We start from the raw sequence: 13,493 nt of genomic DNA, 5'->3' as shown, positions 1-13,493 counted from the left end.
GCTGAAGGGACGGGCTTGCAGCCTCGGCATTGCATGCCAGTATGTTATTCTTCCTTGTTGTTGCGCGCGGCCTGCTGGACGGCCCGTTCTTCGGCGGCTCGTTCGCCGGTATCAGAAGATTCGTCGTTTTGCGCTGCCGGTTCGCGCGATTTCTTCCCCTTGTCCTTAGCTGCGTCTTTTTTGTCATCCGCTTTGGGTTTAGGTTCTTCTTTCGGCGGCGGCGCAATCGGTTCCATGCCGGCCGGGATGGCGAAGCCTTCGTACGATTCGTCCTGCGTGGCGACGGTCATGTAATCGCGCCAGATAGCTGCCGGAATCGTACCGCCGTATACTTCGCCCAGGCTGTGCGATCCCGAGTCGTCGCCGATCCAGACGGCCGTGACAATGGTCGGCGTATAGCCGACGAACCAGGCGTCGACGTTGTTGTCCGTCGTGCCGGTCTTGCCGGCTGCGGGCCGGCCGATGGCGGCGCCTGTGCCGGTGCCGTGATCGATGACGCCTTCGAGCATATAGGTCATTTCATAGGCTTCTTTTTCCGACATGACCTGGGTCTTGTTTTTATCCTGATTCAGGGTGGATTCGTTTTCCAGGACGTTGCCGTTGCGGTCCAGGATCTTGACGATGGCGACGGGTTTGACGTGGACGCCTCTATTGGCGAAGGTGCCGTAGGCGCTGGCCATTTCCAACGGCGTTACGCCGCGGGTCAGGCCGCCTAAGGCCATGGCCAGGTTGTCGTCGTCCTTTTCCATCGTCGTAATGCCCATCTTCTTGACGTTGGCGATGATATTGGAGGGACCGACTTCGTCAGCCAGCTGGACGGCGACGGTGTTGACCGAAAGGGCCAGGGCGTCGGCCAGGGATATCTTGCCGCGGAAGGTCATATCGGAGTTCTGCGGGCTCCACGAGCCGTACGAGATGGCCTTGTCTTCCATTGTCGAGTACGGCGACATGTCGTGCTGCAGGGCCGTCATGTATACGAAGGGCTTGAAAGCCGAACCGGGCTGGCGGACGGCCATGGTGGCGCGGTTGAAGCTGTCCTGGCCGCGGCCGCCGACCATAGCCAGGATGTGGCCGTTTCTCGGGTCGATGGAGACGAGGGCTCCCTGCGGCTGGGTCAAGCCGTTTTCGTCCTTATAGTTGTCCGGCAGCTGGCGCAGGGCTTCCGCTGCGGCGCGCTGTTTTTCCAAGTCCATGGTGGTGTAAATCTTCAGGCCTTCCTTGTACAGGGCGTCGTCGCCGTATTTGGAGGCTACGAGCTGCGACACATAGTCGACGAAGGAAGCCGTATCGGCGTTGTCGTCGGTCTGCTTCATCTGCGTCAATGCTAAGTCGGCGTTTTTCGCTTCCGTACATTCGTCCTGAGAAATATAGCCGTATTTCACCATTTGGTCTAAGACGGTGTTCGTGCGTTTTTTCGCTTCTTCCAGATTATTGAAGGGCGAGTAGTAATTAGGGCTCTTGGGCAGACCGGCCAGCATAGCGCACTGCTTGAGGTTCAGTTGGTCGACGTCCTTGTCGAAGTACGTGCGGGCTGCCGTCTGGATGCCGTACGCGCCCTGGCCGAAATAAATCTGGTTCATGTACATTTCCAGAATTTCTTTTTTACTGTATTTCCGTTCGATTTCCAGGGCCAGCATGGCTTCCTGGATTTTACGCTTCAGCGTCTGTTCCTGCGACAGGAAGGCGTTTTTCGCCAGCTGTTGCGTAATGGTGCTGCCGCCCTGGGCGATGCCGCCGCTGGTAATGTTCGTCACGATGGCCCGGCCGATGCCGATGGGGTCGATGCCGATATGGTCGTAGAAGCGGTTGTCTTCCGCGGCGATAAAGGCGTTCTGCAAATGCTGGGGCACCTTGTTGATGTCGATAGGCAGGCGGTTTTGGTCGGAATGCAGGGTCGTCACGAGGCGGCCGTGAATATCGAAGACCTGCGACGACACGGCAGGCCGCATGTTGTTGCCTACCGTAGGCAGGCTTTGATAGGCGGCGAAAATGTAGCCGAAGGTCAGGCCGGCGATTACGACGACGCATAAGATAATCAGGAGTCGCAGACGGTGCATAGGTCCTGATGATTTTTTAGCATGTTTAGCTCTCCGTCTAGGCGTATACATAGATCCTCCTATATTATAAAACATAAATATAATATATAACTTTCAATAAGCAGAAATGAATCTTTGCTAATTTCTTATTATAGCATATTTATATACATTATCCTATATGCGGAAGGGACTTTCGCGGCGGGAAAAGCCAGAAAGGGGCGAAAATCATTGCCGGAAGGGGCATTATACTATTTTTAGATAGTTACATAAGCAATACCGCACAAATAGTATATAATATATAAAAGAAATGTACAATAGATACTGAAAATGTGTTGACTTTTTCTAACAAATAAAGTACCATAAATGTAAAGGAAACAAATAAATAGCATATCTGCTTGTTCTAGGAGGTAAGAGGGAATGGATAGAGATAAGGCTTTTGTATTATGGTTTGATGAACTGCGCCGCGAGGACGTCGCTCTCGTAGGCGGGAAATCTTCTTCGCTGGGCGAACTGACGTCGCAGACGAGCGTACCCGTACCTTACGGCTTCGCTACGACGGCCGAAGGGTACCGTCATTTTATGCGCGAAACGGGCTTGGATGAAAAGATTAAAGAACTTCTCCAGGGCCTGACCGATGTAGAAGACCCCATTCAGCTCCGCAGCGTCACGGCAGCTGTCCGCGAAGCAATTTGCGCTGCCGATATGCCGGCTGACCTGGCCGAAGCGATTCGGGCCAGCTATGCAGAACTGGGCAAAAAAGTCGGCGAAGACAATCCCTTTGTCGCCGTCCGTTCCAGCGCTACGGCAGAAGACCTTCCCGACGCCAGCTTTGCCGGACAGCAGGATACGTATCTGAACGTCCAGGGCGCCGATATGGTAATCCAGAAGGTCAAGGAATGCTATGCCTCTACGTTTACCGACCGCGCTACGTACTATCGGACGAAGAAAGGCTTCGACCATCTGTCCGTCGCCTTGAGCGCCGCCGTCCAGATGATGGTATTCTCCAAGGCTGCCGGCGTTATGTTTACGGTCGACCTCGTGACGGGCGACGATTCGACGATTACGATCGAAGGCGCCTGGGGCCTGGGCGAATACGTCGTACAGGGTACGGTTACGCCGGATAACTTCCGCGTCAAGAAGGACGATTTGACGATTCTGGACAAGATGATCAATACGAAGCCCGTGAAGCTCGTCCGCAAGCCCGGCGGCGACTGCGAAGAACAGCTCGTGCCGGAAGAAGAACAGAAGATGCAGGTCATTACGGACGAACAGGTAAAAGAACTGGCGACGTACGCTAAGGCTATCGAACAGCATTACGGCTGCTACATGGATATGGAATGGGGCGTCGACGAACGGGATAACAAGGTATGGCTCCTCCAGGCCCGCCCCGAAACGGTATGGTCCAAGAAAAATCAGGAAAAGGGACAGGCCGAAGCGGCTCCTGCAGCCGTGACGACGGACCGCAAGGTCATCGTCAAGGGCCTGCCGGCCAGCCCGGGCAGCGCCGCCGGCAAAGCCCACGTCATCCTCGATCCGTCGAAGATTGAAGAATTCAAGGAAGGGGAAATCCTCGTTACGACGATGACTGCCCCCGACTGGGTACCGGCGATGAAGAAGGCCAGAGCCATCGTCACCGACGCCGGCGGCATGACCTGCCACGCGTCGATCGTCAGCCGCGAGCTGGGTATCCCCTGCATCGTCGGCACGAAGAGCCGCAGCGTTGAAGCGACGACGACGATTCCCGACGGCGCGGATATTACCGTAGATGCGACGAACGGCATCGTATACGAAGGCACCGTCGCCGATATCGTAAAACCGAAGGAAGAAGCAGCCCAGGCCGGCGGCCAGACGACGGTCGTCATGTCCGAACCGGTCCCCATTACGGGCACGAAGATTTACATGAACCTGGGCAACCCCGACTTGGCGGAAAAACACGGCAAGCTGCCCTGTGACGGCATCGGCCTCATGCGCGAAGAATTCATCTGGACGACGTTCATTCACGAACATCCCTTGTATCTCATCGAAATCGGCCATCCCGAACGCGTCGTCGACCAGCTGGCCGACGGCATGCGCAAGGTTTGCCAGGCATTGGCTCCGCGCCCGGTAACGCTTCGCCTCAGCGATTTCAAATCCAGCGAATACCGCAACCTCAAGGGCGGCGATAAGTATGAACCGCAGGAAAGCAGCGCTCTCTTAGGCTGGCGCGGCGCATCCCGCTACTACGACCCGAAATACGTCGCAGCCTTCCGCCTGGAACTGCAGGCCGTCCGCAAGGTCCGCGAAGAATACGGCTTCAAGAACCTGAACGTCATGGTTCCCTTCTGCCGCCGCGTCGACGAAATGGAAAAGATCGTCGGCCTCATGGCTGAAGAAGGACTCCACCGCGGACCGGACTTCAAAGTATGGCTGATGGCTGAAATTCCTTCCAACATCATCCTGGCGGATCAGTTCAATAAGTTTGTCGACGGGTATTCCATCGGTTCCAACGACCTGACGATGCTCGTCATGGGCTGCGACCGCGATAACGAAACGGTAGCTCCTCTGTTTGACGAACGCAACTTAGCCGTTAAGCGGGCTATTCGCCACTTGATCGAAGTAGCTCACCGGGATGGAAAGACCGTTTCCATCTGCGGCCAGGCGCCGAGCGTATATCCTGATTTTACGGAATTTCTCGTTAAGAGCGGCATTGATTCTATTTCCGTCAATCCCGACGCCGTTGTATCGACGCGCAAAAACGTCGCGCAGATCGAACAGCGTATGCTGATGGATTCCCTGACCGGAAAAGGCCGCGCAGATACAGAAGATTATACATGGTAAGTCGATGATATGAGAAAGGCGGCGCCAAAAGAGTAAATTATTTCTTTTGGTCCGCCTTTTTCTTGTGCATCTTGGAGTAAAATATGGTATGATAATAAGCGATTATCAGGAGGTGAAACCACAATATGTTATCGGAACGGCAGGGAACGATTTTGAATATCGTCAAGGAGAATAGTCCGATTACGGGACAGCATATTGCCGACCAGCTGCACGTGACGCGGGCGGCGCTGCGCTCTGACCTGGCGATATTGACGATGCTGGGACTGATAGACGCGCGGCCGAAGCTGGGGTATTTCTTTATCGGCGATAAGGAAAAGGACTTGCTGTCTCAAAAGATCATGGATATCAGCATTGAGTCGTGCTTATCGCAGCCGGTTATCGTCGGCGAGCACACCAGCGCCTACGACGCGGTCATCGCTATGTTTACGGAAGATGCGGGAACGGTATTTGTCGCGACGGATAATATTCTGGCCGGTGTCGTATCCCGAAAGGATTTGTTGAAGACGGCTATGGGCAACAACGATTTGAGAGCTCTGCCGGTGCGTATGGTCATGACGCCGGTCAGCAAGGTCATTTACGTGCAGGCTGATGAAAAGGCGCTGGCCGCGGCGCAGCGCATGATAGAATATGAAATTGATTGTCTGCCGGTAGTTCATGTTCTCGATACGGATGAGGAAGATAAGAAGGATTTACAGATTGTCGGAAGAATATCGAAAACAAACATTACGCGGTTATTTGTTGAATGTGGATTAGGAAGGAGAACGTAAGGTGGCAAAACCGATCATTTACGCCTGCTCGGACTCGCTGGGAGATACGGCGGAACGCGTAGCCCGGGCGGCGGCCTGCCAGTACGACAAACAGGAATTTGATATCGTGCGCATGCCCTATATTCGTACGGAACAGCAGGTCGAAGAAATCGTACAAAAGGCGAAAGAACACAGCGCGATGATCTGCTGTACTATTATATCCCCGACGCTGCGGCGCAAGCTGCAGGAGGCGTCTAACGCGCAGAACGTTACCCTCGTCGACATCATCGGCCCGATGCTGGCCGGCGTAGGCACGCTGACCCATACGGAACCGACGATGAAGCCGGGCATGATTCATCAGCTCGACGAAGAATACTTCAAGCGCGTCGAAGCGATTGAATTCGCCGTCAAATTTGACGACGGCAAAAATCCGATGGGCTTCTTAAAGGCTGATATCGTCATCGTCGGCGTATCCCGCACGTCTAAGACGCCCTTATCTATGTATTTGGCTCATAAGCGGATCAAGGCTGCCAACCTGCCCTTGGTGCCGGAAGTAGCCTTGCCTCCGGAATTATTCCAGGTGCCGGCCCGTAAAATCGTCGGCCTCATTATCGATCCCTTTAAATTGAATTTTATCCGTTCGGAACGGCTGCGCAGCATGGGCCTCGATTCGAACGCCAGCTACGCCAACATCGAGCGGATCAATGAAGAACTGACGTATGCCCGCAACGTCATGCGCCGTCTTCATTGCCCGATTATCGACGTGTCGTCGAAAGCAATTGAAGAAACAGCAAATCTTGTCATGGAAATCGTCAAACGCAATAAAGAGTTGTATCACGAGTAAAATGGCATGAAAAAAAGGACGCCATTTTCGGCGTCTTTTTTCGTATCTGCAAGCAAGGAGAAGGTTATGGAAGAAAAAAAGTTAGACCTGAAGACCTTTTTGTACAAGGCCTTGTCTGATTCGGCCTTTTTAAAGGCTGCCGGCATGAAGCCCGGCGACGGCCCGGCGTTTATGAAGGCCAACGGCATCATGAAGCTGGCCGGTGAATTGGAAGGGTGCCGTGACAGCCGGGGACGGTATGCTTCCGCCAAAGTGCTGGAGGCGGCGCGGCGGTACATATCCTGTTTGTCCGACGAGCCGGAAGGCGGCTGGCTGGCCCATTGCTACTGCGCCGTCTTAGAGAGGCTCTTTCCGATTACGGCGGCTCAGTGGGAAGGCTGGGACGGCAAGCCCGTAGCGCACAGCGGAGACGGCGAATTCCGCCTGGGGCGCCTCGTGCTCATGCAGCTGCTGCACGGATTGTATCAGTACGAACGGGCCGTGCTGCCCTTTGACCCGACCGTCGATTTCGATTTTCTCGACGATGAAGAAATTATGAAGCAGGGCTATACGCGGGAATACCTGCACATGATCAAGATGCTGGAAGATCAGTATATCTATGAATTCATGCGCATCGGCTCGGAAATTTCCCCTTTCAACACGCTGGGCCATATTGCCGGCGTCCATTACGTCGCCCTGCATGCGGCGCGTCAGCTGGCCTTCCTCGGCGAGCCCGTCGACCTGGCCCTCATTTCCGGCGCGGCCCTGTGCCATGACCTGGGGAAATACGGCTGCAAGAAAAACGAAGAAAAGCGCGTGCCCTACCTGCATTATTACTATACCGACGCCTGCTGCCGCCGCGTCGGCCTGTCCGGTATCGGACACATTGCGGCTAACCATTCCGTCTGGGATTTGGAGCTGGAAAATCTTTCCGTCGAATCGCTGCTGCTCATCTACGCCGATTTCCGGGTCAAGAGCAGCCGCGACGCCCAGGGCAGGGAAGTCGTTCATTTCTATACTCTGAAGGAAGCCTTCGACGTCATTTTAGGAAAATTGGACAACGTAGACGAGGCGAAGCGCCACCGGTACCAGAAGGTATACGCCAAGCTGGCCGATTTCGAGTCGTTCATGCGGGAAAAGGGCGTCGTCGAGCTGCCGGCCGACCTTTCGCGGGACCACGTCCAGCCCGACGTTCCAGAGCCGCGGGAAATGGTGCTCCTGGCGGAGGGAGAAGTCGTCGAACAGCTGAAGTACGCGGCTATTGCCCACAACATCCGCCTTATGAGTATTTTCCGCGACGACAGCGACTTCGGCAACCTCATCGAAGCGGCCCGCAGCGAGCAGCTGTGGAAGAACGTCCGCACGTATATCGGCATCTTCGAAGAATACTCGACGTACATGACGGAGCATCAAAAGGTCATGACGCTGAAATTCCTGTACGAGCTGCTGTCTCATAAAGAAGGGGATATCCGCTTCCAGTCGGCGGCCCTCATGGGGCGCATTGTCGCTAATTTCAACGAAAAATACACAAAGGAGCTGCCTGAGGGCGTGTCCCTTCCCCATAAGGTCGTCACGAGCCTGTCCCTGTTTGATCAGTATCTGGATATGATTATCTATCCGGAAATGCGGTTTACGGAGCAGCACAAGCTGTGGATCGGCTATTGCCTGAGCAGCTTTGTCGAAGCCGTACTGCATTTCTGCCCGGCAAAGGACCGCGGCGATTACATCCGCGTGATGGCCAAGTATTTCGAGCGCCGCAATTATCCGGAAGAGCGGTATATCATGCTCCTGAAGGTCCTGGACGACATGAAGCGCAGCGACATTCCTGAGGAATTTATGACGGCAGTCCGCCCCTTTATAGAAACGGCCCTGCAGTCTTCCTCCCAAAACCTGCGCGTCGCCGCCCTGAACACGAAGCGCTGCCTTTATGACGGATATACGGAGGAACAATATTACGGCGACCTCCTGTCGGTGATGAATTTGCCCGCCGATAAAAAGGCCTTTTCCGAGCATGAAGGCAGCCTGTTCCTCATCGACTTGAAGATGGGGACCCACTGGGGCATCAAGGTCGCCAATATAGAGCTGATGATGCGGTATATGGACGATACGTGCGACAAGGGCGACGTCATGCATCTGGGCATGCATCTGACGAACCTTCTGAAAATCAGCGAGTCTATCTTTGTCCGCCAGGCGGCAGGGGAAAGCCTGCTGCGCATCGCCGCCAACATGACGTACTCGCAGCGCAATGAGCTGGCCGTCGAATTGTTCAACGGCCTGGAAATCGGCGACCCCCAGATATCGAAGTACGTGCCGGAATTCCTGGGCCGCATGATTCTGAAGCTGCCGCCGCAGGAATTTGACGAATTTATCAATACGATTTCATCGCAGATTTTGACGGTCAACATCCAGCTGGCGTCGTCTATCGTCAACACCGTCGGCGTCATTTTGGAAAACTTCTCCGAATTTGCCGAGGAGTTCGGCGACGATGGGGACGTCAACGAACGGCGTCAGCGCCGCCTGCTGTACATCATGATCAAGGCTTACGCCCACTACGACGACGAGCTGAGCCGCGACGCCTTCCGCGATATCGGGAAGTTTATTTTCCACAGCCCAGTCATGGCCATGGAGCAGAAGGACTTTTTATTCCTGCACTGCTACAAAAAGCTCTTGGTCCTGCTCGACGAAAATCCCGAAGGCGTTCTGGATTTTTACAGCAACGCCGCTGTCCTGAATCATATTTATCGCTATATCGGCCATCATGAGTTCCAGAACGGCGCCTTTTCCTTCCCGCCGGCCCGCAAGGCCTGCTTCTACCCGGGGACCTTCGACCCCTTCAGCCTGGGGCATAAGGCCGTGGCCTGCAAGATTCGCGACCTGGGCTTCGACGTATATCTGGCCCTCGATGAATTTTCCTGGTCCAAGCATACCCAGCCCCGCCTCATGCGGCGCAAGATCATGAATATGTCCGTCGCCGATGAAGAGGACATGTATCCCTTCCCCGACGATATTCCCGTCAACATTGCCAATCCGAAGGACGTTGCCCGGCTGAAGGCGATTTTTGCCAAGAAGGACCTGTACATCGCCGTTGGGACCGACGTCATCGAAAACGCTTCGGCTTACAAGGCCGCGCCGACGAAGGATTCCATCCATACGGTAAACCATATCGCCTTCGCCCGCGAGACGAGGGAAAATGAAGGGCGGGACCACGACGACGGCGGCCACGGCATTACGGGAAAGGTCGTGTATTTGACCCTCGACAAATTCTACGAAGATATCAGCTCGACGAAGATCCGCGAAAACATCGACCTGAACCGAGATATATCCAACCTCATCGACGCCGTAGCCCAGAATTTTATTTACGACAACAATATGTACCTGCGCGAGCCGGCCTACAAGCACGTCCTGGAAGCGCGGGAGCTGGGCATCGGCGCCTTTAAGCCCCGCGGCGCCGAAAGCCTGTGGCCTATCTGCAATAAGCTGTGGAATAAAGGGTACAACATGGATATTCTCGACAAGTACATCGAGCGGGAAGCCGTGCGGACCCTGTACGTTGACGACGCCCGGCAGGAACGGACGATGATCGCCTACGCCGCGGCTCACCGCATCGGCACGCGGGATTTGCTGAAGGAAATCGGCGATTCCCAGCTGGCCTCGCATATCCGCAACGCCGCCGGCGGCAGCATCGCCTGCATCGGCTTCTTCTACGCCGACGATACGTCGACCATTGACAACGTGGCCCAGATTACCATTACGGAGATCCTGACGGAGCTCATTTCCCGCGACTTCGCCTACGCCGTGTACCGGCCTGTAGACGAAGCGGGCTACGACGCCGAAATCATCGACGCCCTCGAGCTGCAGGGCTTCGTCAACATCGCGCCGGAAGGCAGCGAGCATCCACTGTACGTCGTAGATATGAAATCGCCTATCGTCTTATTTAAGGACGTCGAAACGGTTATCAAGAACCCCTTCAACAAGAATCCTCTCGTCCGCGAAGCCCTGCATGAAGCCCATAACAACCTGCTGGCCGTGCTCAAGCTGATTTACCCGGGCAAGCTGCTCCTGTCCTTCAACATGAGCTCCTTCCACAACAAGATCATCAACAAGGTCGCCGAAATCAACGGCGTCTCTACTGTCGAGGACAAGAAAAAGCGGCGCGGCCCTTATATGTCCGTGCCCTTCGGCAAGGCCCTGAGCAACGTCCTGGTGCCGAATACGGTGACGAAGAGCCTGCACATCGGCAAGTACTTCGACAGGTACGTCAAGGAATTTACCCTGGCTGAATCACATCATTATTCGCCTGTGGAAAATCAGGTCCGGACGATCAAGTCCTTTGACAGGCCGGTCATCCTCATCGACGACTTGCTGCACAAGGGCCACCGCATGCGGATGCTCACGCCGTACCTGGACAAGTGCGACATCGAAGTCAAGGAGGTTCTCGTCGGCGTCATGACCGGGCAGGCCATGGACATGATGGTCGAAAAGAACATGAAGGCCGAAAGTGCCTATTTCCTGCCGACGCTGGAAGTCTGGCTCAACGAAAAGGACTGCTATCCCTATATCGGCGGCGACAGCATCGACAACGCCCACAACTACAGCGGCTACGACAGCAACCCGGCTATCAACCTGATCTTGCCCTACGTCAATCCTGAATTCGTCAGCCGCGGCGTGTTCCTGGCCCATTACTGGTATTCTATGACGTGCCTGCAGAACGCCGCCCACATCATGCGGGTATTGCAGGACGTCTATCAGGAAACGTACGAACGCCGCCTGACGCTGAAGCGCCTCGGCGAGGTCTTTACGTATCCCCGGATTCCCGACATCGACGTCGGCGTAAAATTCGATGAAAACATGGACCCGACCCGGTTCATTGAAAATGATATTGAGCGGCTCCTGCGCATGCAGTGGAAGGAAGGCTCTATGGAAGAAGATTTGATGCGGAGCGCCGCTGGAAGGGAAGGACGATAAGGTGCGGTATATTCATGAATTGCCTGGCGAGGCGGCGGTGACGTCGCCCTTGCCGCTGACGGGCAGCCCCTTGGGGAAACAAACGTATAGAGTTCATATTTTAGCCTTGGGAGACGTGGGCATGACCATGCTCATCGGCCTGCGCCTTCTGGGAGCCGGCGTCGTCGAATCCATCGGCATCTGCGATATTAATGAAAGCAATATCCGGCGGCTGGAAATGGAAATCAATCAGATTCGCTATCCCTTCGCCGATTGGGAAGGAAGCGGCATGCCGTCGCTGCCTCCTGTGTACGCCGTCGGGGAAGAAGCGCTGTTCGACTGCGACGTATTCATCTTCTGTGCCAGCAAGGGCGTGCCGCCTGTCGGCGCCCAGGGAGACGTGCGCATGGCCCAGCTGGCGGCGAATACGGAATTGGTGCGCCATTTTGCCGAACTGGCCAAGGCGGCGAAATTTGCCGGCCTGGCCTGCATCGTGTCCGACCCGGTGGACCCGTTGTGCAAGGCCTTTTGGCTGGCGTCGGGACTCAGGCCGGCGCAGGTGCAGGGCTACGGCTTAGGCGTCATGAACGCCCGGGCCTGCTATTATGCGGAACGCCGCGAAGAGTTCCGCGCCTATCTGACCGAAGGGCGGGCCTTCGGGCCTCACGGCGGGGACTTAGTGCTGGCCGACAGCCTGACAGACTACGACGACGAGCGTTCCCGTGCCCTGACCGACCTGGTCATCGGAGCCAACATGGCCGTCCGCGAATTGGGCTATAAGCCGTACATTGCTCCAGCCTTGTCGTCGGCGGCCTTATCGATCCTCCTGACGCTGCGGGAGCAGTGGCATTACGGCTCCGTGTATTTGGGCGACGAAAAGGCCGGCGCGTTTTTCGGCATCCGGAATCAGATGACCCGGGACGGCGTCGTATATGAAGACGCCGCCGTCTGCGACGCCCTGTATGAGCGGCTGAAAACGGCGTATATCAATCTGTGCCGCCTGGTGTAAAGGGGGAATGAAGCATGTTGACAGTCGTGAAGATCGGCTGGCGCGAATGCGCCGATACGAGCCGGTTAGAAAGCGTGCTGACCTATGCTTTGCATGGATTGGAATACCGTGCCGTCGATGGCGCGGCTTTTGCCGAGGCCTGCCGTTCCGCTGCCGCCCTGCCGGCGGGACGGGCCGTGCTGTTTGCCGTGGCCCTGCCTGCCGGCGGCTTCAGCTGCGAATACGCGCAGCTGATTTCGGCATTGGCCCTTCAGGCCGACTGTCTGGACGGCTGGGCCGGCGCGGTCCTCGTCGACGGGCCGGGCGAATTATTTACAAAAAAAATAGGCCGCGAGCTGATTTTCATGGCAAATCAGGCTGGCTGTGCCTTTCCGGGGAAGCCCCTCGTCGAAGCGACGGGCTCTCTGTATAATTTTAATACGCAGGCCATGCTGCTGGACGCGACGAACCTGCAGGCCTATAAAGAAAGCGCGGCCTGTCTGGTAGGCAAGACGACGGCCTTTGCCGCAGAGCTTTCTCGGGGACGCCGTTCGGCGCGCCGCGTCGTCGTGCTCCACGCCAGCAGCCGCAAGACGTCGAATACGCTGCTGCTGTGGGAAATGATACGGAAGAAGCTGCCTGCAGACGTAGACGTAGAAGAAATTTCCCTGCGCAACGGAGCCGTCGTCGACTGCCGGGGCTGCAGCTACGAGGCGTGCCGCCATTTCGGTGAAAAGGGCGAATGCTTTTACGGCGGCGTCATCGTCGAACGGGTCTATCCGGCCATTCGCGCCGGCGACGCCGTCGTCCTGATTTGCCCCAATTACAACGACGCCGTAAGCGCCAATATTACGGCTTTCTTCAACCGCCTTACGGCCTTGTTCCGCAAGGACTTCGCATCCTTTTCACAAAAGAGGGTCTATGCTCTCGTCGTTTCCGGATACAGCGGCGGCGACATCGTAGCCGAGCAGGTCATCGACGCGATGAACTGCAATAAGAATTTCGCCCTGCCGCCGCGCTTTGCCCAGATCGAAACGGCAAACGACCCGAACAGCATTCTGCAGTGTCCCGGCGTGGAAGAACGGGCGGCTGCCATGGCCAGGCGCATTGCCGGCGTATAACTGAAAAATGGCAATAAA

The 13,493-nt window shown here is 55.9% G+C and carries 7 protein-coding genes; 6 read left to right on the top strand and 1 reads right to left on the bottom strand.

The features are described 5' to 3' along the window. Positions 1-44 precede the first annotated feature (44 nt). Positions 45-2,108 carry a penicillin-binding protein 1A gene (locus E0L13_RS02750; RefSeq protein WP_168060117.1) on the bottom strand — a complete coding sequence of 688 codons (2,064 nt, stop codon included), beginning with the start codon at positions 2,106-2,108 and terminating at the stop codon, positions 45-47. Positions 2,109-2,453: 345 nt separating this feature from the next. Here E0L13_RS02750 and ppsA point away from each other — a divergent pair, with 345 nt between their 5' ends. The 6 genes from ppsA (at position 2,454) to E0L13_RS02720 (ending at position 13,475) form a co-directional block, all read left to right on the top strand. After that, complete coding sequence (gene ppsA, locus E0L13_RS02745) at positions 2,454-4,853, top strand: phosphoenolpyruvate synthase (protein WP_168060115.1); 2,400 nt, start codon at positions 2,454-2,456, stop codon at positions 4,851-4,853. Between the two features lie 125 nt (positions 4,854-4,978). After that, positions 4,979-5,620, top strand: a complete 642-nt coding sequence (locus E0L13_RS02740) for a helix-turn-helix transcriptional regulator (RefSeq protein ID WP_168060113.1) — start codon at positions 4,979-4,981, stop codon at positions 5,618-5,620. Position 5,621: 1 nt separating this feature from the next. Beyond that, positions 5,622-6,443 (top strand): pyruvate, water dikinase regulatory protein, encoded by an 822-nt coding sequence (locus E0L13_RS02735; protein ID WP_168060111.1) that lies wholly within the window; start codon positions 5,622-5,624, stop codon positions 6,441-6,443. A 66-nt stretch (positions 6,444-6,509) separates the two neighbouring features. Continuing rightward, complete coding sequence (locus E0L13_RS02730; protein WP_168060109.1) at positions 6,510-11,387, top strand: phosphohydrolase; 4,878 nt, start codon at positions 6,510-6,512, stop codon at positions 11,385-11,387. 1 nt (position 11,388) lies between these two features. Continuing rightward, positions 11,389-12,375, top strand: a complete 987-nt coding sequence (locus E0L13_RS02725; RefSeq protein WP_168060107.1) for a lactate dehydrogenase — start codon at positions 11,389-11,391, stop codon at positions 12,373-12,375. Between the two features lie 14 nt (positions 12,376-12,389). Beyond that, the gene (locus E0L13_RS02720) at positions 12,390-13,475 is read left to right on the top strand and encodes an NAD(P)H-dependent oxidoreductase (RefSeq protein WP_168060105.1); all 1,086 of its coding nucleotides are present in this window, start codon (positions 12,390-12,392) and stop codon (positions 13,473-13,475) included. Positions 13,476-13,493: the final 18 nt, after the last annotated feature.

Origin of the sequence: Megasphaera sp. SW808 (assembly GCF_012027795.1) — a bacterium.
Lineage (GTDB): Bacteria > Bacillota > Negativicutes > Veillonellales > Megasphaeraceae > Megasphaera > Megasphaera stantonii.
The sequence above is the reverse complement of the archived record's forward strand: the minus strand, read 5'-3'. Positions and strand labels throughout refer to the sequence as shown.